At 72.6% G+C, this 20,667-nt stretch carries 17 protein-coding genes; 3 read left to right on the top strand and 14 right to left on the bottom strand.

Going from position 1 to position 20,667, the window contains the following annotated elements:
• Genes rhaS through K4G22_RS30685 form a run of 4 tightly spaced genes read right to left on the bottom strand, consistent with a single transcriptional unit; the run spans nt 1 to nt 4,762 of the window.
• Nucleotides 1-1,095, bottom strand: coding sequence for a rhamnose ABC transporter substrate-binding protein (gene rhaS, locus K4G22_RS30670; RefSeq protein ID WP_425336768.1), 1,095 nt, complete (start codon nt 1,093-1,095; stop codon nt 1-3).
• Nucleotides 1,092-2,174 (bottom strand): ABC transporter permease, encoded by a 1,083-nt coding sequence (locus K4G22_RS30675; protein WP_228083738.1) that lies wholly within the window; start codon nt 2,172-2,174, stop codon nt 1,092-1,094. Before K4G22_RS30675 ends, rhaS begins: the two co-directional genes overlap by 4 nt.
• Entirely contained in the window at nt 2,164-3,195 is a 1,032-nt protein-coding gene (locus tag K4G22_RS30680) for an ABC transporter permease (protein ID WP_228083739.1), read from the bottom strand. The genes K4G22_RS30675 and K4G22_RS30680 overlap by 11 nt, the downstream gene beginning before the upstream one ends.
• 43 nt (nt 3,196-3,238) lie before the next feature.
• Entirely contained in the window at nt 3,239-4,762 is a 1,524-nt protein-coding gene (locus K4G22_RS30685) for a sugar ABC transporter ATP-binding protein (protein ID WP_425336824.1), read from the bottom strand.
• A 333-nt stretch (nt 4,763-5,095) separates the two neighbouring features.
• On the opposite strand from K4G22_RS30685, the gene K4G22_RS30690 reads away from it, so the two are divergent.
• Nucleotides 5,096-6,367: an APC family permease gene (locus K4G22_RS30690; RefSeq protein ID WP_228083741.1), complete on the top strand. Its 1,272-nt coding sequence runs from the start codon at nt 5,096-5,098 to the stop codon at nt 6,365-6,367.
• Nucleotides 6,368-6,494: 127 nt separating this feature from the next.
• Here K4G22_RS30690 and K4G22_RS30695 read toward each other — a convergent pair whose 3' ends face one another.
• Both K4G22_RS30695 and K4G22_RS30700 read right to left on the bottom strand, forming a co-directional pair.
• Nucleotides 6,495-7,361 carry a class I SAM-dependent methyltransferase gene (locus K4G22_RS30695; protein WP_228083742.1) on the bottom strand — a complete coding sequence of 289 codons (867 nt, stop codon included), beginning with the start codon at nt 7,359-7,361 and terminating at the stop codon, nt 6,495-6,497.
• Between the two features lie 119 nt (nt 7,362-7,480).
• Complete coding sequence (locus K4G22_RS30700; protein ID WP_228083743.1) at nt 7,481-8,086, bottom strand: helix-turn-helix domain-containing protein; 606 nt, start codon at nt 8,084-8,086, stop codon at nt 7,481-7,483.
• 92 nt (nt 8,087-8,178) lie between these two features.
• Here K4G22_RS30700 and K4G22_RS30705 point away from each other — a divergent pair, with 92 nt between their 5' ends.
• On the top strand, nt 8,179-9,198 hold the full coding sequence (locus K4G22_RS30705; RefSeq protein WP_228083744.1) for an NAD(P)/FAD-dependent oxidoreductase: 1,020 nt from the start codon (nt 8,179-8,181) through the stop codon (nt 9,196-9,198).
• 176 nt (nt 9,199-9,374) lie between these two features.
• Here K4G22_RS30705 and K4G22_RS30710 read toward each other — a convergent pair whose 3' ends face one another.
• From K4G22_RS30710 to K4G22_RS30720, 3 genes are all read right to left on the bottom strand, one after another.
• Nucleotides 9,375-9,716 (bottom strand): DUF5713 family protein, encoded by a 342-nt coding sequence (locus K4G22_RS30710; protein ID WP_228083745.1) that lies wholly within the window; start codon nt 9,714-9,716, stop codon nt 9,375-9,377.
• Nucleotides 9,717-9,869: 153 nt separating this feature from the next.
• Nucleotides 9,870-10,820: a sigma-70 family RNA polymerase sigma factor gene (locus K4G22_RS30715; protein WP_228083746.1), complete on the bottom strand. Its 951-nt coding sequence runs from the start codon at nt 10,818-10,820 to the stop codon at nt 9,870-9,872.
• A 10-nt stretch (nt 10,821-10,830) separates the two neighbouring features.
• Nucleotides 10,831-12,039 (bottom strand): NAD(P)/FAD-dependent oxidoreductase, encoded by a 1,209-nt coding sequence (locus K4G22_RS30720; RefSeq protein ID WP_228083747.1) that lies wholly within the window; start codon nt 12,037-12,039, stop codon nt 10,831-10,833.
• Between the two features lie 649 nt (nt 12,040-12,688).
• Between K4G22_RS30720 and K4G22_RS30725 the strand changes: the two genes are divergently transcribed.
• Nucleotides 12,689-13,294 (top strand): response regulator transcription factor, encoded by a 606-nt coding sequence (locus tag K4G22_RS30725; protein ID WP_228083748.1) that lies wholly within the window; start codon nt 12,689-12,691, stop codon nt 13,292-13,294.
• Nucleotides 13,295-13,366: 72 nt separating this feature from the next.
• Here K4G22_RS30725 and K4G22_RS30730 read toward each other — a convergent pair whose 3' ends face one another.
• The 5 genes from K4G22_RS30730 to K4G22_RS30750 all read right to left on the bottom strand — a co-directional run bounded on the left by K4G22_RS30730 (nt 13,367) and on the right by K4G22_RS30750 (nt 20,581).
• Nucleotides 13,367-14,011 (bottom strand): ScbR family autoregulator-binding transcription factor, encoded by a 645-nt coding sequence (locus K4G22_RS30730; protein ID WP_228083749.1) that lies wholly within the window; start codon nt 14,009-14,011, stop codon nt 13,367-13,369.
• A gap of 92 nt (nt 14,012-14,103) precedes the next feature.
• The gene (locus K4G22_RS30735) at nt 14,104-14,718 is read right to left on the bottom strand and encodes a class I SAM-dependent methyltransferase (protein WP_228083750.1); all 615 of its coding nucleotides are present in this window, start codon (nt 14,716-14,718) and stop codon (nt 14,104-14,106) included.
• A 31-nt stretch (nt 14,719-14,749) separates the two neighbouring features.
• Nucleotides 14,750-16,927 carry an aminotransferase class III-fold pyridoxal phosphate-dependent enzyme gene (locus K4G22_RS30740; RefSeq protein ID WP_228083751.1) on the bottom strand — a complete coding sequence of 726 codons (2,178 nt, stop codon included), beginning with the start codon at nt 16,925-16,927 and terminating at the stop codon, nt 14,750-14,752.
• Nucleotides 16,928-17,030: 103 nt separating this feature from the next.
• The gene (locus tag K4G22_RS30745; protein ID WP_228083752.1) at nt 17,031-18,770 is read right to left on the bottom strand and encodes an ABC transporter ATP-binding protein; all 1,740 of its coding nucleotides are present in this window, start codon (nt 18,768-18,770) and stop codon (nt 17,031-17,033) included.
• Nucleotides 18,767-20,581: an ABC transporter ATP-binding protein gene (locus K4G22_RS30750; protein ID WP_228083753.1), complete on the bottom strand. Its 1,815-nt coding sequence runs from the start codon at nt 20,579-20,581 to the stop codon at nt 18,767-18,769. The genes K4G22_RS30745 and K4G22_RS30750 overlap by 4 nt, the downstream gene beginning before the upstream one ends.
• Between the last annotated feature and the right edge of the window lie 86 nt (nt 20,582-20,667).

The following is a 20,667-nucleotide window of genomic DNA, read 5'->3' on the forward strand; positions in this document are numbered from 1 at the left end:
TCAGAAGTCGAACGCGTCGATGTTGTCCGCGTTGAAGCGGGCCGGCGGCCCCAGGGTGATCACCCCGTCCGAGCCCACCGTGTACTCGCCCAACTCGCCGGCCGTGAACGTCTCGCCCTCGGCGCCGGTGATGATGCCGGAGGCGACGGCGGCGCCGGCGTAGGCGGCGAGTTCGCCGAGCCGGGTCGGGTCCCAGAGCGCGAACTCCGTGACGGTGCCGTCGGTGACGAACTCCCGCATCTGGTTCGGGGTTCCCAGGCCCGTGAGGGCCACCTCGCCCCCGTACTCCGAGCCCTGGAGGTAGCGCGCGGCGGCGGCGATGCCGACCGTGGTGGGGGAGACGATCGCCTTGAGGTCGGGGTGGGCCTGGAGCAGGCCCTGCGTCTCACGGAAGGACTTCTCGTCCGCGTCGTCCCCGTAGGCGACGGCGACCAGTTCGATGTCGGCGTAGTCCGGGTTCTCCGCCAACTCCGCCTCCATGGCGTCGATCCAGGCGTTCTGGTTGGTCGCGTTGGCGGTCGCCGACAGCACGGCGATCTCCCCTTCGCCGCCGATCTGTTCGGCCGTCAGCTCCAGCAGCGTGCCGCTCACCTCGGCGCCGTCGACCTGGCTGACGAAGACGTCCCGGCACTCGGGCGCCACATCGGAGTCGAACGTCACCACCGTCGTCTCCAGGTCGCGGGCCTGTTCCAGCGCGGAACACAGCGCGTTGGGATCATTGGCGGACAACAGCACGACGTCCGTGGCCTGTTGGCTGAGCGCGTTGACGTAGGAGAGCTGCGAGGAGGCGGAGGCGTCGGACGGGCCGGTGTACTCGTAGGAGCCGTCCAGCTCCTCCACGATCCGCGCCGCGCCCTCGCTTGAGGCCTCGAAATAGGGGTTGTTGACGGACTTGGGCAGCATCGCGAAGCTCAGGTCGGACGCGAACTCGGCGTCGGGATCGGCGCTCGCGCCGCCGGCGGGGACGTCGTCGCGTTCCTCCTCGCCGTCCCGGGTGGTGCCGCCGCAAGCGGCCAGGGTCAGGGCCACGCCGAGGGCGAGAGCCGTGGCCCCGGCCGTGCGGCGGGGTGTTCTCCTGCGAATCATGGGGCTCATGGCGTGCTGCCATCCCTTCGTGTCGGCTCGGGGGCGGGGGGAGGTGCGGCCGGTGGTGGGGCGGGGCCGCCCGGCGCGGCGGGCGGCAGCGCGCGGCGGCGCGGGCGGGCGCGCAGGGCGGCGGCGAGGTTGGGCAGCAGCACCGAGAGGATCAGCAGGGTGCCGGTGACCACGGTGAGGGCGTCGGCCGAGACCTTCGCCAGCCGCAGCGCGTTCTGGAGCGAGGTCAGCAGCACCACGCCGGCGACCACGCCCAACAGCGTTCCCCGGCCGCCGTAGATGGAGACGCCGCCGAGCAACACGGCGGCCACCACCGTCAGTTCGAGCCCCTCGGCGTTGTCGGCGCGGGCGGTGGAGTAGCGCAGGGTCCAGTAGACGCCGACCAGCCCCGCGACGGCGCCGGAGACCACATAGAGCCAGAACTTGGTCCGCTCCACCGGCACGCCGGCGAAGGCGGCGGCCGTGTCGTTGGCGCCCATGGCGAAGATCGAGCGGCCCACCGGCGTCGCGTGCAGGACGAGGGCGAAGAGCACGACCAGCAGCAGGATGGGCGGGACGACGTTGGGCACCCAGCCGCCGCCCAACGAGCCGATGGTCCAACGGGTGTAGTCCCGCGCGAAGTCGGCGACCGCCGTGTCCCCGAGGAGCACATAGGCCAGGCCGCGGTAGAGGGCCAGCGTGCCGATGGTGACGGCCAGCGAGGGCAGGCCGAGGAAGGTGACCAACAGCCCGTTGAACGCCCCGAGCACCGCGCCGGCCAGCACGGCCAGCGGGACGATGGTCTCCAACGGCCAGCCCCCCGCCCACAGTTCACCCATCAGGGCGCTGGTCAGGCCGACCGTGCTGGCCACCGAGAGGTCGATCTCGCCGCTGACCACGATCAGGGTCATCGGCAGCGCCAGCAGCAGCACGGGAGCCAGATCGAGGATGAGGAAGGTCGCGTTGCGGGTGGTGCCGAACTCGTCCACCGCGCCCGAGGCCACGGCCAGCGTCAGCACGGTGAGCAGGACCACGGCCGCGTCCCAGCCGGCGAGTCGACGGGGGAGGCGGAGCGGGCGGCGGTCGGCTTCAGCGGACATGGGCGTCCCCCCATCGGAGCGAGGTGGCGACGCGCCGCGCGACCAACCGGTCGAGGGCGATGGCCGCGATGATCAGGGCACCGACGACGGCCCGCTGCCAGAACGGATCGACGCCCAGCACCGGCAGCGCGTTGTTGATCACGGTCAGCAGCAGCGCGCCCAGCGCCGCGCCGTAGACGCTGCCGCTGCCGCCGAAGATCGCGACCCCGCCGACCACCACGGCCGCGACGATGTCCAACTCCATCCCGTAGCCGGCGGACGCGTCGACCGTTCCGTAGCGGGCCGCGTAGAGGACCCCACCGAGCCCGGCGAGAGTGCCGGAGACCACATAGGCCAGCAGCAGCCGGGACGGGATGGGCAGCCCGGCGAGCCGGGCGGCCTCCTCGTGGGAGCCGATCGCGTAGAGGTCGCGGCCGGCGCGGTGGCGGCGCAGGAACTCGCCGACGACCAGCAGCACCAGCACCGCGATCAGGAAGAGCCAGGGCACGCCCAGCACCCTGGCGGTGCCGAAGTCCAGGAACGAACGCGGCAGTTCGCCGGCGTTGACGCGGGAGCCGCCGGCCAGGAAGTAGACCAGGCCACGGAAGACATAGAGCGTGCCGAGCGTCGCCACCAGCGCGGGAACCCGGCCGTAGGCGATGACCACCCCGTTGACCGCGCCGCACGCCGCGCCGATGGCGACACCGACCAGGGCGGCGAGGGGAACGGGCAGCCCGGGGTGGTCCCTCAGCACGGTGGCCGTGCCGAACGCGGACAGGCCCAGCACGGACGCCACCGACAGATCGATGCCCCGGCCGACCACCACCATGGTCATCCCGCAGGCCAGCAGCAGCGTCAGCGCGGTCGCCAGCAGGATGTCGCGGATCGACTGGGCCGACAGGAAACGGGAGTTGGCCAGCCAGGTGGAGCCGACCAGCGCCACCAGCACGACCACCAGCCCCAGCGCGCGGAAGTGGAGCACGGCGTCCAGCAGTACCGCGCCGCCGCGCCTGTTCCCGGATGAGCCCTCGGCGGCGGTCATGCCCGCGCCCCCCGACCGGCCGGGCCCCTGGCCGGACGGCCCGTCATAGCGGGGCCTCCTGACCGGTCGCCGCACGGATCACCCGTTCCTCGTCCGCCTCGGCGCGCGGCAGCTCGGCGACCAGCCGGCCCTCGCGCATCACCAGCACCCGGTCGGCCATGCCGAGCACCTCGGGCAGCTCGGAGGAGATCAGCAGGATCGCCACCCCGTCGGCCGCCAGCCGGGCGATCAGCCGGTGCACCTCGGCCTTGGTGCCGATGTCGATGCCCCGGGTCGGCTCGTCCACGATCAGCACCCGGGGCGCGGTGGCCAGCCACTTGGCGAGGACCACCTTCTGCTGGTTGCCGCCGGAGAGGGTGCCGACCGGGTCGTCGAGATCGCCGTACCGGGTGCGCAGCCGGGCCGCCCACGCGCGGGCGGCGCGCCGCTCGGCGCCGCCGACGAGGAAACCGAAGCGGGAGAGCTCGCGGGCGCGCGGCAGCGTCGCGTTGCGCTGGACGGAGAGCGCCAGCACCAGCCCCTGCTGACGGCGGTCCTCGGGGACCAGCGCCAGGCCGGCGGCCATCGCGGCCCGTGGCCGGCCGGGCGGCAGGGCGCGGCCGGCGACCCGGACCGTTCCGCCGTCGCGTCGGTCCACGCCGAAGACGCCGCGCGCCACTTCGGAGCGCCCGGCGCCCACCAGGCCGGCCAGGGCGACGATCTCCCCGGCGCGGACGGTGAAGCCGACGTCCCGGTAGACGCCCGCCCGGCGCAGCCCCTCGACCTCCAACACCACGTCACCGACCGGGTGTTGTTCCTCCTGGCGCACGAAGAGCGCGTCCGGCTCGCGACCCACCATCCGCGCCACCAGTCGGTCCACGGATGTGTCGGCGAGCAACTCGGTGGAGACATGTGCGCCGTCGCGCAGCACGGTGACCCGCTGGCACAGGGCGGTGATCTCGGCGAAGCGGTGGGAGACGAAGAGCACGGCGGTGCCCTCGGCGCGCAGCGCGTTCACCACCGAGAAGAGCCGTGCCACCTCCGGTCCTGACAGCGCGGCCGTGGGCTCGTCCATCACCAGCGCGCGGGTGTCCAACGAGACGGCCTTGGCGATCTCGACGATCTGCTGGTCCGCGATGGACAGGCCGCGCGCCGGGCGGTCGGGCGCGAGGGGGACGCCCAGGCGGGTCAGCAGGGTCCGCGTCTCGGCGTGCATCGTCCGCTCGTCGATCCGGCCGAACCGACCGAGCGGCTGGCGGCCGACGAAGACGTTCTCCGCCACGCTCAGGTCGGGGAAGAGCGCCGGCTCCTGGTGGATCACCGCGATGCCGGCCGCCCTGGCGTCCTGGGGCCCCCTGAACTCCACGGGCTCCCCGTCGAGTTCGAGCACCCCCCGGTCGGCGCGGTGCACGCCGGCCAGCACCTTGATGAGCGTCGACTTGCCGGCGCCGTTCTCGCCGACCAGGGCGTGCACCTCCCCGGCGCGCAGGTCGAGGTGCGCTCCGCGCAGCGCGGGGACCGCGCCGAAGCTCTTCCAGACGTCACGGAGGGCGAGGACGGTGGGGACGGTGGGGACGGGGGCCATGATTCCTCCGTTCGTGAATCGTTTCACGCGACGGCGGGGCCGCCACATGGCGTGATCGGTGGTGTGGGAGGTCCCGGGGAGGTGGCGTTGGTCGTGGGGGACGGGAGCGGCTGGTACCCATGCTTCCCCCGCCCGCGGAAGTCCATTCACTCCCCAGGTCAGGGTGCCGGCATCAGCGGGCAGGGGAAGCGCGACACCGCGAGTGGATCCGGCGGGCGGATCCTCTCGCCGACGGGGCCCACGGGCCCCATGGCGTCGGCCGCAGCGGGGCCCCGGCCGGACACCTTGCTCGGCTACCGTGCGCCGGTGACGGGGACCGGTGCGAGGGAATGAGGGATGGACATGGTGGGAGCCTCGGCGGGGTCGGGCGCGTTGCGGCGGCGCCTCGGTGTGCCGGATGCCGTGGTGATCGGCCTCGGCTCCATGATCGGGGCGGGGATCTTCGTCGCGCTCGGGCCCGCTGCCGGGGCCGCCGGTTCCGGGCTGCTGCTCGCCCTGGCCCTCGCTGCCGTCGTGGCCTACTGCAACGCGACATCCTCTGCCCGACTGGCCGCCCTCTATCCGCGGTCGGGCGGCACCTATGTCTACGGCCGGCTGCGCCTGGGCGATCTCTGGGGCTACCTCGCCGGTTGGGCCTTCGTGGTCGGCAAGACCGCCTCCTGCGCCGCGATGGCGCTCACCGTCGGGTCCTACGCCTGGCCCGCCCAGGCCCATGCGGTGGCGGTGGCCGCCGTGGTCGCCGTGACGGCGGTCGACTACACCGGGGTGCGGAAGTCCGCGCTTCTCACCCGGGGCGTCGTCGCCTTCGTCCTGGCCGTGCTCGCCGCCGTGGCGGTCACCGCCCTGACCTCCGCCCAGGCGGACGCCACGCGGCTGGACATCGGTGCGGACGCGACGGGTGGCGGCGTGCTCCAGGCCGCGGGCCTGCTGTTCTTCGCCTTCGCCGGCTATGCCCGTATCGCCACCCTCGGCGAGGAGGTACGCGACCCCGCCCGCACCATCCCCCGTGCCATCCCGATCGCACTCGGCATCACCCTCGCCGTCTACACCGTCGTCGCGCTCGCCGTGCTGACGGTGCTGGGACCGGGCGGGCTGGCTGACGCCGCCGCGCCGCTCTCGGACGCCGCACGGGCCGCGGGCGCCGACTGGCTGGTGCCACTCGTTCGGACGGGCGGCGCCGTCGCCGCGCTGGGCTCCCTGCTCGCGCTGACCCTCGGCGTCTCCCGCACCACGCTGGCGATGGCCCGGGACCGGCACCTGCCGCACGTCCTGGCGGCCGTCCACCCCCGCTTCGGCGTTCCGCACCGGGCCGAACTCGTCGTCGGCGCGATCGTCGCCGTGCTCGCCGCCACGGTGGACGTGCGCGGGGCGATCGGCTTCTCCTCCTTCGGGGTCCTGGCCTACTACGCCATCGCCAACGCCTCCGCCCTCACCCTGACCCCGGCCGAAGGACGCCCCCCGCGCGCCGTGCCCGTCATCGGGTTGGCGGGCTGCCTGGTCCTCGCCTTCGCCCTGCCGCTGGCCTCGGTCCTCACCGGTGTCGGTGTCCTCGCCGTCGGGTTGGCGGCGTACGCGGTCCGAAGGAGCGTCAGTCGCGCCGCGCGGTAGTGCCGCTGACACACTGCGGGTGTCCGAGGAACAGGCTCTCGGCCGAGGGGCCGGCGCCCCCGCGACGGCCCAACCGCCGGGCGCTGACGCGCTGGAGCTGCCCGGGGCAGCGGGATGCGGCCGGGGCTCAGGCGCGGCGGGCCGCCCAGAGGGTGCGCGCTGTTCGTACGGCGAGGTCGTCGCGGCGCAGGACGCTGTGCGGGCTGTCGGTGTCGAGCAGCTCGTCGAGAGCGGCGAGGTCCTCGGCGCTGAGCGCCGCCGCGGCGGCGCCTCGGATGCGCCGCAGGCTGCCGTGGGCGTAGCGGCCGATGGCTTCGCCGCGGTCGCCTTCGATGTTCACCTCGATGGTGTGCTCGTCTTCGACGGTGAAACCCGCGGCGGACAGCATCGGTCCCCAGTCGGCACCGCGGTGCGGGACGTGCTCGGCGTGGAAGCCGTCCGTCGCCCGGTGGCAGCGCTCTTCGAGACCGGGCCGGCTCTCGGGGGCGTCGGCGGGCAGGAAGCGGGGGAAGCCGTCCAGTTCGACGACGGCGAACAGGCCGCCCGGGACGAGCAGGTCGTGGACGCTGGCCAGGGCGCGGTCGGGGTGGGCCAGGTGGTGCATCGAGGCCGAGGCCCACACCAGGTCCGGCGTTCCGAGATCGGGCCAGCCAGGAGCGTCGAGGTCGGCCCGCACGGTGCGTACCCGTTCCTCCACTCCACGGGCGCACGCCTTCTCGCGCAGGAGCCGCAGATGCCCGGCCGACGTGTCGACGGCGGTGACATGCGCCTCGGGGAAACGTTCAAGGAGCGCGAACGTGCCGGCCCCCGTGCCGCAGCCGAGATCCACGATCCGGCGCGGCTCGGTCCGCACCGGCAGTCGGGCGGTGAGGAGTGCGGTGTGCTGGGCGAGCACCTCGGCATCCAGGTCCAGGATCTCCGCCTGACCGTCGTCGTCGTGCGCCTGGTGGTGGCCGCCCTCGCCGTGCGGGGTGTGCTGGTGTGCTTGGGACATGGCGACACCGTAGAAGGCTCATGCGTCTCCAGCGCGGTCGCTTGCCGGCTACGCAAGAAAGCCGCCTCGCCTGCTGCCCATCAGGCAAGAACCCGGCCCGCGCCGGGTCTTGGCACCCGTCACGCGCGGGAGCTCTGAGCGTCGCCGCCATCGCTGGCGTCGGCGGCGTCGCGCTGGTGGCCTCGGCGGGCGTCGCGGTCGAAGATGCCCATGATCTCGCAGGGCCCGCCCTCGGCGCCGATCGCGTGCGGCATCATGGTCGGGAACTCGGCGGCCTGGTTGGTCTCGATACGCAACCGGCGATGGCCGAGCAGGAGGGTGGCGGTGCCGGACAGGACGACAAGCCATTCGCGGCCGGGGTGGGCGCGCATCCGGGCGGGGTTGTCGGGCGGCGGTTCGGTCATCCGCTGACGCATCACGCTGATCCCGGGGTCCCCCTTCACCGGCCAGCGCAGCAGACCGTGGGCGCCGTCGATCGTCGGGCTGATGATGACATCGTCGGCGGCGTTCTCGACCAGCTGGTCCAGGGTGGTGTCCAGGGCGCGGGCGAGGGTGACGAGCTGGTCGAGCGCGAGGCGTCGCTGGCCGTTCTCGATGCGGCTGAGCGAGGACTGGCTGAGGTGGGCACGGGTGGCCAGTTCTTCCAGGGACCAGCCCTGGGCGACCCGCAGGGCGCGAATCCGTTTGCGTACGAGGCTGTCCAACCGGCCATCTTCTTGCGTCATAGGCAACATCGTATGCCTTTGATGCAACTCGGGCCTAACGTCGAGTGCGGGTGGCCCCGAGACGGGGGCCACGCTCGACGAAAGGGTTCGCCATGTCCGCGCTGACTTCCCGCTACGAGAGCGACGAACTGCCCGCTGAGAGCCAGGCCGTGGATGTGGTGGTGATCGGTGGCGGTGCCGCGGGCCTGAACGGGGCCCTGACGCTGGCCCGTTCACGCCGCTCCGTCGTCGTGATCGACGGCGGCACCCCACGCAACGCACCCGCCGCGGCGATGCACGGATTCATCGTCCTCGACGGCACACCGCCGCCCGAGATCCTCCAACGGGCACGGCGGCAGGTACGCGGGTACGGCGGCCAGATCGTGTTCGGCGAGGTGGCCTCGGCCGAGCCGGCCGCGCCGTCCCTTGAGGGGGATCCGCGGTTCACCGTCAGCCTGACGGACGGCCGCACGGTGACGGCGCGCCGCGTGCTGGTGGCCACCGGCCTGCGCGACGTGTTGCCCGAGGTGCCCGGCCTGGCCGAGCACTGGGGGCACAGCGTGGTGCACTGCCCCTACTGCCACGGCTGGGAGGTGCGCGACGAGCCGATCGGCATCCTCGCCACCGGCCCCGCCTCGCTCCACCACGCCTGGCTCTTCCGCCAGTTGACCGACGACCTCGTCTACTTCACCCAGGGCACCGCGCTGGACGCGGACACCCGCGCCCGCTTCGCCGCCCGCCACATCCGCGTCGTCGAGACCCCCCTCCGGGAGGTCGGCAACGACGAGTCCGGCGCCCTGGCCGGCGTGCGCCTGGCGGACGGCGGCTTCGTGGAGCGGCGCGTGCTGGCCGTCGCCACCCGGACGCAGGCCCGCACCGAGGGCTTGGACGGTCTGAGGCTGCCGATGGAGGACCTGCCCGACAACATGGGCCGCCGCTTCGCCTCCGCCATGGCCGGCACCACCGAGATCCCGGGCGTCTGGGTGGCGGGCAACGCCACCGATCCGACCGCGCAGGTCGGTGCCTCCGCCGCGGCCGGAGCCCTGGCCGGCTCCCACATCAACGCCCTGCTGGCCGCCGCGGACACCGACGCGGCCCTCGCCGCCGCACAGCGCGAACACACCACCGCCTGAGCCCGGCCCCGCCGCTGAGCCGCGTGGCCGCCCCCAACGGCCCGGCGCCGATCCTCGTATGCGGGCTGGTCCGCAAGCGGGGGCCGCCCGACCTCATCCATGCCGCGCTGCGGTCCGGTGCGGACGGCCGGCAGCAGACCATGTGGGCGGCCGTCGCCGCCAGGCGGCCGAGCCGCTCACCAGTCCCGGGGGGCGATCAGCTCCTCCACGTCCGCGTCCGAGAAGCCGTAGGCCGACGCGACACACCAGAAGTCCTCCGCGATCACCTCGCGCGCCACCGTCTCGATCTCGCTCCCGGCCTCCTCGAACTCCGCCGCCAGCAGGTTGAACTCCTCCGTGGCGGCATGGGTGAGCGCGTACAGGGCCGGCAGATCCGACGGCTGCTCGGCCTCGATCCGCTCGCACAGCCGAAGCAGAATCGCCCTGCCCTTGTCGACGACCTGATCGGGGAAGTACGCGGACACGTACAGCGGTCGCAGGAACGTACGGCCCGTTATCCGCTCGTTTGTGATCGACACAGCGCTCCAACCCGTAGAGGAAACCGACGCGCCGATCATGCACCAGACCACTGACAGAGCGACGCCGCCCGCGGGCGCCTGGACGATGCGCGACCCACACCCTCGCGACACGCTCTGCGGGCCGCGCTGCCCCGGCCACCGTCGGCGTGGGGTTCACCACTCGCTGATCAGCGGCGTCTCCGGCTCTCGCCGCCGCCAGGCTTCGGAGAGGCGGCCGAGGCGACCGGGGGCGGCGATGCCGACCACGGTCGCGATCCTGCCGCCCGCGATGTCGAACGCCACGACGCCGCTGACCCGGTCGCCGACCACGAAGAGGAGGGCGGGGGCGCCGTTGACCAACGCGTAGTGGATGGCGGGCGTGCCGCCGGCGAGCCGCCGCTTCGCCGATGTGGGCTTCAAGCCGGCCCGAGCGATGGCGGCGATGTGCTGCGCGGTGTCGTACCGCTGGAGCGTCTCGGTCAGCCCGGCGCCGTCGGAGATCGCGGTCGCGTCGTCGGTGAGCAGCGCCACCAGCCGTTCGGTGCGGCCCGAGGAGGCCGCGGCGAAGAACTCCTCGACGACCTCCCGGGCGGATGCCGGGTCGACTTCGCCGCCACGGCGCGTGACGGTGATGCGGCGCCGGGCCCGGTGGAGGTGCTGCTGGCTCGCGGACTCGGTGATGTCGAGGATCTCGGTGATCTCGGCGTGGCCGTAGGAGAACGCTTCGCGCAGGACGTAGACGGCCCGCTCGACGGGTGACAGGCGTTCCATGAGCGTCAGCACGGCCAGCGAGACCGATTCGCGCCGCTCGGCGGTGTCGGCCGGGTCGAGCATCGGGTCGCCGTCGAGGAGCGGTTCGGGCAGCCAGGCGCCGGCGGTGCGTTCGCGGCGGGCCTGCGCCGAGCGAAGCCGATCGAGACACAGGTTGGTGACGACCTTGGTCAGCCACGCCTCCGGCACCCTGATCCGCTGCCGATCCGCGGCCTGCCAGTGCAGGAACGCGTCCTGCACGGCGTCCTCGGCGTCGGCGGCGGAGCCAAGCAGCCGGTAGGCCAGCGAGGCCAGCCGGCTCCGGCTGGCCTCGAACCGGTCGGTGTCAAAACGATCAGTGGCGGTACTGTCCACGTGGATCACCCTAGGCGTCGACGCGACCGCTGTTCCGGGCGGAGGCGGCCGGCGCGGTGGCCAGGCGGCGCCGGCGCTTGGGCAGGCCGAAGGTCGGGTGCGAGGTGCCCCAGAGCGAGCCCTTCTCGACGGCCGCCTTGATCCGCGCGGCCTTCCACCCGCCCAGGTACTTCGGCTTTCCCTGCCCGTCGTCGTCGACCGACTGCCAGAGACCGTCCCGCCGCCCGAGGCTGATGGTGTTGTACCGGTAGACCAGGGCGACGTTCGCGATCCCGCGGCCGGTCAGGCGTCCCACGATCGCCTCGACGGCCTGCCGGCCGGTGAAGCCGGCCGAGCCGCAGGACATCGGCAGCGGACGGCCGTTGTCTCCGATGGCATGGACGCTGTCGCCGACGGCGTAGACGTTCGGGTGCGAGACCGACCGCATGGTGCGGTCGACGACCATCCGGCCGCTCCCGGTGACCTCCAGCCCGCTGGCGGCGGCGACGGGGCTGACCGCGAACCCGGCCGCCCACACGGTCGCGTCGGACGCCGGGGCGGCGCCGTCGGCGCACCGGACCCGCGTCGCTTCGACGGCCTCGACGCCGGCGTGCTCAAGGACGGTGATGCCCAGCCGGTCGCAGGCCCGGTGCACATGCCCGCGGGCTCCGGCGGAGAGCCGGGCGCCCAACTCGCCGCGGGCGACGAGCGCCACCGACAGGGCGGGCCGGGCCTCGGCGATCTCGGTGGCGGTCTCGATGCCGGTCAGCCCGTCGCCGACCACCACCACACGGCCGCCTCCGTCCCGCTCGCCCAACTCGGCCAGGCGCTCGCGCAGCCGCAGCGCCGACGGCCTGGCGGCGACGTCGAAGGCGTGCTCGGCCACGCCCGGGACGGCGTGGTCGTCGCCGTGGCTGCCGAGCGCGTACACCAGCGTGTCGTAGCCGAGTTCGCCGCCGCCGTCCGCGTCGGCCACGGCGACGACCCCGCGCTCGGGGGCGATGGCGGTGATCCGGGCCACGCGCAGCCGGATCCCCGTGCCCGCGAAGACATCGGCGAGCCGGGGAGCCTTGATGTCCCGGCCGGCCGCGAACTGGGCCAGCCGCAGCCGCTGGACGAAGTCCGGCACGGCGTTGACCACGGTGATCTCGACGTCCGCCGGGGACAGCCTGCGGGCCAGGTTCCCGGCCACGTAGGCCCCGGCGTAGCCGGCGCCGAGGACAACGATGCGGTGTTTCATGGGACGCTCCCGTCGGGTCGCTTCGCTTTCGTGAGTTGAGCGGGACAGCGCCCCGATTCCTGACAGGCCAGGCTTGTGGCATGGGTCACAGCGCGGTGGACATGCCGGCGCACGCCCGGTCGCACGCCGGCAGTTGGCCGGGGCGGCGACCAGGGCCCGTATAGACGACATACATACATCGCCCAGCCGAGCCGCCCCATAATGGCGAGGGACCGCGCTGGACCACACGCATGTTCGACCGAGCCTTCCCGTGTCGGGGGACGCACCTGCTCGCCGCGGCAGTCGCAGACTCCACGCGGAGCGCTCGTACCGCCGCCCTGGCTTGGGAGACGGCGGACCACCCGGTCGGACTTCGTAGGGGGGGAAGAACCGTGGGGCCCTCGGCGGCCGGGGGCGTCCCGCGATCCTCGCCGGGCCGGACCGGGCCCCGAACGGATGCCCCGGCGGGTTGGGTTCGGCCCCGACCAGGGCCGGTCCGAACCGTTCGGGGGACGGGGTGACAGGGGAAGGAGTCGTGTCGTGGATGGATGGGTCAGACCAGTGATGTCTCCGTCCGCTGGATCTTCTGGGTGTGCCGCGTGCGCACGGACGCGTGATGACCGGGGGCAATCCGTGCACGGCGGTCGAGGAACGACCAGGGGGTATCGAAATGGCAATCGATGTATTGGTGTCCGACAACCTGCAACTGTCCCGTTACGGGCTCACCGCGTTGCTTGAGCAGCACGAGGAGATCCGCGTCGCCGGGTCGGTGAACAGCGCCATGGAGGCGCTGGAGTTCGCCGAACTGCACAGGCCGGACGTGGTGATCATCAGCTTCGACGGCGGGGACGGCGACGCGATCGCGATCGCCGAGAAGATCACGGGTATCCCGGGGTGCCGGAGCATGTTGCTGGCCACGGCGTTCACCCGGTCCGTCGTCCGGCAGACGTTTGTCGCCGGCATCGGAGGCATGGTGGAGCGCAGCAAGTCGCCACGTCAGCTCTTCGACGCCATCCACCGGCTGCACCGGGGCGAGCGGGCCTTCGACGCGGAGCTGACCGTCGCGGCCCTGGTCAACGAGGACTGCCCGTTGACCCTGCGGGAGTTCTCCGTGCTGGAGCACATCGCCCGGGGCGACACCGTGGTCGAGATCGCGGCCCGGCTCCATCTCTCCCAGGGCACGGTGCGCAACTACCTGTCGTCCATGGTGACGAAGCTCGGTGCGCGCAACCGAATCGACGCCCTGCGGATAGCCAGGGACTCGAACTGGATCTGACGAAGCGGCAGGGGGTCGGGGCGTGGGCCGTCGGCTGCCCTGGCGGTGTCGGCGGCTCGATCGGCCGGTGCCTCAGTCCGTGAGGGCCGCCCGGTCGCGCAGCAGCGCGGCCACCCGGCCCCGCCGGTCCGTCGGGACGAGGCCATGCAGGATGATCTCCCACATCTCCTCGACGCGCTGGTGCAGATCGCCGCGTCCGGACAGCACCGAGGTGACCATCTGGGTGCCGGCGAGCGAGGAGATCACCAGATGCGCCACCGCCTCGGGGGAGACCGTCGGCGCGAGGTCACCGTCGCTCACGGCCTTGCGGACCAGCCTCTCGCAGGCTTCGATCCACACCCGGTAGGCCAGCGGGGGAGCCTCGCTGTAGGTCATCTCCATCAGCAGCCGCGTGCCGGCCCGCACGACGGGGTCGTCGTCGATCTGTCGAGCCGTCAGCTCGGAGATGGCCATCATCTGTTCCAGCGCGCTCACGTCGCTTCGGGAGATCCCCTCCACCACGGCCGTGATCCGCCGGTTGTGCTCGTCGACCACCGCGTTGGCGAGGGCTTCCTTGGTCGGGAAGTGGAAGTGCAGCGCGCCCCTGGTCGTTCCGGCGTGCCGCACGATCCGCCCCAGGCTCGCGCCGGCGAACCCCTCGCTGTCGAACACGGCCGCCGCGCTGTCGAGGATGTGCTGTCGGGTCGCCAGTGCCCGCTTCTGCTGTACTTCTCTCACCCGCTGGGCCTCTCCCTAGTGGCAACCGAACCCGCTCCCAAGCCTACCCAGCCGCACACCGGGGGCCGGTCACGCGAACTCGTGCCCACCGGCTATCGGATCGCGACCAGACGCTCCACGTGCCCGCGCTTCAGCCGCTGCGTCTCGCTGACGACGAAGCCCGTCGCGCGGACGTTCTCGATCGGCCGGCGCCTCTGGTGCTCGCCCGCCGACGGGATGCTGAACCGCTCGATGAGCCCCTGGACGAGGCGCAGCACCCGATTCGGACTGACCACGTGATCGACCATCACCAGCCGTCCGCCGGGGCGCAGCACCCGGTGGATCTCGCCCAGCGCCCGGTCCACGTCGGGGATCGCGCACATGCTCAGCGTGCAGACCACCGTGTCGAAGCTGCCGTCGTCGAACGGCAAGTGGTGGGCGTCGCCCTTGCGCAGATCGACCTCGCGCCGGAGCTCGTCGGCGCGGATCCTGGCCAGCTCCAGCATCCGGTCGCTGATGTCGATCCCGGTGAGCCTGACGTCCTCCGGGTAGAGCGGGAGGTTGAGGCCCGTGCCGACGGCGACCTCCAGCACCTCGCCCACCGCCCGTTCGCAGACCCACTCACGTTGGCCCGCGTACAGCAGTCGGTCCCAGAACCTCATCCCCTTGTCGTAGCCGGCCGCCTGGTCGTCCCAGTAACCGCGCCACTTCTCCCGCCGGTCGAGCATCCGTTCCACCCCATCCCGCCTGTCCGACGTGTCAGTTGCCCGTGCTGTGACGAGGCCGCGCGAGCCGGCCCGCGACCAGCCGGGACAGCCCCTTGGCGCCCGCGGCGAAGAGCATCCGGCTCGCCATGAACCGGTACATCTGGCGGGGTCGGACGTCGCGCATCCCGACCTCCAGGCGGCGCACCACCTCGCGCGCGTCCTCCTCGGTGGTCACCGTGCGGTGCAGGAACCGCAGCAGGAAGACGAAGATCCCGCTGCGCTCGAAGATCAGTTGGGCCGCCGCCATCTCCAGCAGCACGCCGAACTTGGAGCGGTGGTCGAACGGGAAGTACCCGCGGCGGAGCCGCAGCCGCAGCATCGCGCCCTGCCCGTCGACCGTCCCGAAGATCCGCGACGCGGCGGCGAACCGCCGGATGCCGTCCTCCAGGACGCGCTGGGCGGCCATCGCCTCCTTCCACCGCACCTCGTCCGTCATCTTCTCCAGCGCGTGGTGCGCGATATGCGCGCCCAGCGCGGTGCGGAAGTGCCGGGAGCGCATCCGCACCTGGCCCGGGTCGGCGGCCATGGCCCGGTCGTACACCTCCTGGGTGCACAGCACCGAGGACATCGGGAAGAGCATGTCGCTCATGGCCTTGCCGACCGCCACCAGGTCGACGTGCTCCAGCATCCCCCGGTGGGCCAGGTAGTCGTCGCCCGCGCGCCAACCGCCGGTCAGCACCTCGTCCACGCCCACCAGATAGCCACCACTCGCGCGCAGCCGCTCGACCGTGCGCAGGATCTCCTCCGGCAGCGGCTGGCACAGGCCGCCACGGATGATCTCGAACCACACCAGCGCGACCTCGCCGGAGCCCAGCACCTCCTCCAGCGTGCCGACCGCGTCATCGGCGAAGGGGTCGACATAGACCAGGTCGTGGTAGTAAGGGCGGAACGCCTCGTCGTCGGACTCGGTGACCTGCGGGCCGTGCTTGCTCAGGTTGATGGCGAAGAGGGACTTGCCGGCGAAGTTGCCGGTGAAGGTGACCACCCTGGTGCGCCCCCGGTTGGCCAGCAGCGCCAGTGCGGCGGCCTGGTCCACCGCGGTCGCCCCGCTCACGGCGGGGAACGCCCGGTCGAAGCCGGTGAGCCGGGTGAGGAACTCCTCCAGGTCCGCGTAGTAGTCGTGGTCCGGCCGGTGCGCCGCCAGGACCTCGGCGGGTACGTCGGGCGGGTTGTGTCCACGGAAGTTGCTGCCGAAGCCGCCACTACAGTCCAGGATCTCCCGGCCGTCGTCCAGGTGGAGCCGGGCCCCGGTGGCGCGGTCTATCTCCAGGTCCAGCCCGAATATGGGCTCCATCTTCCCCATGGCGGGGTTGATGTACCGCGCCCACCGCGCGCGCATCTCCTCCCGGTCGGCGTCGATCACCGCCAGTGCCCCGCGCTGCTCGGCGTCGATCAGCCCGTGCGCGTCGAGCGTCGCCAGCACCACGTCGGCGCAGAACGTGTTGCCGCCGAAGGTCGAGGTCTGCGCGTAGCAGTCGACGTCGTTGTTCCAGACCTCGTACGCCTTCTCCGTCATGGCGAAGCAGCCGAAGGGCACCTGGCCGCCGCCGAGGTTCTCGCCGTAGACGATGACATCCGCCCCCAGGGGGTCGGTGAACAGCCGGTCGTCTCCCGGCTCCAGCTCGCTGTCGCAGAGCACGACCATCGAGCCCCGCGCCCGAGCGTCGCGAAGCAGCGGCTCAAGCTCCTTGGCGAACGACTCCGTCATCGACGCGTCCCGCACGACGACGACGGCCGACCAGGTGTGCCTCGGCCCGACCTCCACCGCCCGCGCCGCGTTAGGGACCACGACGACATGCGGGGTTATCGCCTCCTCGACACCCCGCGACGTCGGGTCGACGAAGGAGGCGAAGACGCCCTTCGCGTCCAGCAGCAGGACCCAGCCGCCGTCGTCCCGCCTGGCCCGCACGGAGGTTTGCCGGGCCAGCTTCACGGCGCCGGAGAGCGCCTCGACGGTCGAGTTGATCAGGAAGCTCAGATAGTGCTCGGCTCCGCCCCTCGCCGTCAGCGACGAGCTGATCAGGTAGGCCAGCTTGGTACTCGCCGCGTTGATGTAGTTGCTCGACATCAGGAACGTGCAGCGCTGCTCGGCTATGCGGCGGTCCAGGCGATCCAGCAGCGCGGTGGTCGCGGGTCTGAACACCGAGCTCTCGGTCCACTGTTGATCCATCGGAACTCCTCGTAGGCGGATGGCGCGGGAACGCCGAGCGCGGGGCGCGCGCCCGGGCACGGATGAGGCCGAGGCGTCGGCCGTGCCCTCGCGCGCGGGCCGGTCAGCGTGTCGGGGTCGGGTCGGTGAGCCGCCAGCCGTGTGCACGGCGGCGTTCCTGCCAGTAGTGCGCGTAGCGTCCTTCGAGGGCGAGCAGATCCGCGTGGACGCCCTCCTCCACGGCGCGGCCCTCGTCGAGGACCACGATGTGGTCGGCCTCGTGCAGGGTGTGCAGCCGGTGCGCGATCACCAGCACGGTGCGGTCCCGGGACAGGGCCGCCATCGCCTGTTGCAGGGCGTGCTCGTTCTCGGCGTCCAGCGCGGCCGTCGCCTCGTCGAAGAGCACGATCGGGGTGTCCTTCAGCAGGGCGCGGGCGATCGAGATGCGTTGCCGCTCGCCGCCGGAGAGCCGGCTGCCGCCCTCGCCGACCGGGGCCTCCCAGCCGCCGTGGAGCCGCGCCGCGATGTCGTCGACCCGCGCCGTGCGCGCCGCCGCGTACACCTCCTCGTCCGTGGCGTCGAGCCTGCCGAGGCGGATGTTGTCGAGGATCGAGCCGTCGAAGAGGTAGACGTCCTGGAAGACCACGGAGATGAGCGAGGTCAGGTCTGTGGTGCGCATCTCCCGCACATCCACGCCGCCGATCCTGACCGAGCCGGCGGCGGGGTCGAAGAACCGGGCCATCAGCTTGATCACCGTCGTCTTGCCGGCGCCCGAAGGGCCGACCAACGCGGTCATTTGGCCCTGGGGCGCCCGCATCGACAGCCCGTCCAGCACGGTGGTGCCCTCGTAGCCGAAGCGCACCGAGTCGAGGGTGATCTCGGCGCCGTCCGCCTGCCGCGGGTCGGCGGGTTCGGGCAGCGTCTCGGTGGCCAGCAGCTCGTTGATCTCGGTCAGCGCGTTCTCCGCGACCCGGATCGCGCCCCCCAGCTCGGCGGTGAGCGTGACCGGCTCGACGAACCGGGCCGCCAGCACCAGCAGCCCGATCAGCTCGGCCGTGCCCAGCGAACCGTCGAGCGTCAGGTAGGTGCCCAGGGCCAGCAGCGCGATGAACGACGCCTGGGCGACGAAGCTGAGCCAGACGACGCCCGGCATCCCGGCGCGCAGCATCCGACGACCGGCCGCGTGCTGGGCGGCGAGCGCCTCGTCGAGCGCGTCGTGCCCCTGCACCGTGCGGCCGAAGGCGCGCAGCACCGGCTGGGCGCGGGCGAACTCCACGATGCGGCCCGCCGCTTCGGCGTGGACGCGGTCCGCGTCCCGGTCCGCCGCCTGCATGCCCCGGCTCGCCAGCCGGTAGATCAGCGCCACCGCGACGGCCGAGACCGCCATCGAGACGGCGAGCCGCCAGTCGAACAGGAACATCGCCGCCACCACGACCAGGGGCGTGACAGAGGTGTCGACCAACTGCCGCAGCAGGTGCGCCGGCACGCCCATGATGTCGACCACGCGCTGCGCGGCCAGCCGCCCGAGCCGCCCGACGCGGTCGGAGGTGAACCAGGACAGCGGCAGCTGGGCGACCTTGTCGCCGATCCGGTGGTGGAGGTCGCGGCACATGTCGGCGCCCGTGCGGTAGCCGGCGAGCGTCGCCGGGTAGCTGACGGCCGCGTAGGCGACCCACAGGACCGCCAGCGCGATCACCCAGGGCCACGCCTCCTCCGGCTCGTCGCCCAGCAGTTCACGCAGGATGGGGACGAGCAGGACGAACGCCACGCCCTGGAGGAAGGCGGCAACGCTGAACCAGGCCAGCACCCGCCGCAGCGCGCGGTCGTGCTGGGGGCCGAGCGCGGTGAACAGTCGGCGGATCATCGTCCCCCCTCCTTGACGCCGGTGCCGGCGTAGCTGTCCTGGGTGTCGGCTTCCGGTGGCCGGGACTCTTCCTGGAGCCGCCACATCCGGGCGTATCGGCCGTCGGCGGCGAGCAGTTCCGCATGGGTGCCCCGCTCGACGATCCGGCCCTCTTCGAGCACGACGATCCGGTCGACGCCGACCACCGAGGCCAGCCGGTGGGCGACCACCAACACGGTCCGTCCGGCGGCCAGTTCGGAGAGCGCGTCCTGGATCTGTGCCTCCGACTCGGGGTCGGAGTGGGCGGTCGCCTCGTCGAGCACCACGATCGGGGTGTCCGCGAGGATCGCCCGCGCGATGGACAGGCGCTGTGCCTCGCCGCCGGAGAAGCGGACATCGCTGCCGACCATCGTGTCGTAGCCCTGGGGCAGCGCCTCGATCCGGTCGTGGACGACGGCGGCTCGCGCCGCACGGCGCACCGTCTCGGCGTCGGCGTCGGGTCGGGCGAGACGGATGTTGTCGCGCACGCTGGCCGCCAGGAGCTGGACGTCCTGGAGGACGAACGACACCAGCCGGTAGAGCTGTTCCGGCGCGATGTCCCGCACGTCCACGCCGCCGATGGTGACGGTGCCGGCCGTCGGGTCGAAGAACCGCGGCAGCAGCTTGGCCAGGGTGGTCTTGCCCGAGCCCGACGTGCCCACCAGCGCCGTCACCGTCCCCGGGGACAGTGAGAGGTCGATGTCGCTCAGCACCGGCCGGTCGGCGTCGTAGGCGAACTCCACGCCGGACAGCTCCACCTGGGCGCCGCCCGCCAGCTCCGGCCGGCGCGGCTCCTCGGGGACCGCCAGCTCGGGCACCGTGACCAGGGCGCTCACGCGCTTGGCGGCGGCGCCGGCCATCTCCAGGTCGTGGCCGTGGAAGTCCAGCGCCTGCATGGGCGCGGCCAGCCCAAGACCGACGATCACGAACGGCAGCAGGTCCACCGGGTCGAGGGAGCCAGCCGAGATCAGAGCGGTGCCGCCCACCAGCACGGTCAGCAGGATGGTGATCGGACTGAACATCAGCGCCGAGGCGGCCGTCGCCCGGTAGCCCCGGGAGATCCAGGCGATGAAGAACGTCGCGAAGTCGTCGGCGGCTTGGGTGAACCGCCGGTGGGCGCGCTTCGCCTGTCCGAACATCTTGACGACCGCGATGCCCTCGACGAACTCGACCACGCTGCTGACGATGCGCTGCTGGGCCTCGTCATAGGCGGCGGACTCCGCGTCCAGGCTGGTCATCATGCGGATGAACAGCGCCAGCCCGATCACGATCGGAATCAGCAGGATCAGCGCCATCCGCCAGTCCACCACGAACAGGTAGATCAGCGTGGCCACCGGGGTGACGAGGCTGGCGGTGAGGTTCAACAGCGAGTGCGCGACCAGGTGGTGCATCGCGTCGACATCGTGCTGGACCGCCTTGCCGATGCCGCCGGCGCCCCGGTCCGTGAACCAGCCGAGCGGTACCCGGCCCAGCCGGTCGACGAGGCGGCGCCGCACCGACAACTGGAAGTCCAGGTCGGCGGAGTGCGCGATCGCGCTGGCCACGGTCGTCAACGCCAGCCAGACCACCAGCGCGCCCGCCGCGACGGCGGCGACCGTCCAGGCCCGGCCCCTGTCCACCGGGCCGTCCTCCAGCAGCACTCGGGCCAGCTCCGCCACGGCCGCGAACGGCACCACGGCCGCCACGGCGCCGACCGCCTGGAGGGCGATCGCCGTGCCCAGGCGCGAGCGAACGGGGCGCAGCAGATCCCCGAGGCCCACGGCTTCTAATGGTTGCTCCTGCTCCGATTTCATCGCGCCCCTGTCACCTTTTCCATCGCCGTTCCACCCCGCCCCGGCGGACCGCCGGGGCGGCTGGTGCGCGGGCGCGCCCGGATCGT

The sequence above is a fragment of the Streptomyces profundus genome (assembly GCF_020740535.1).
GTDB lineage: Bacteria > Actinomycetota > Actinomycetes > Streptomycetales > Streptomycetaceae > Streptomyces > Streptomyces profundus.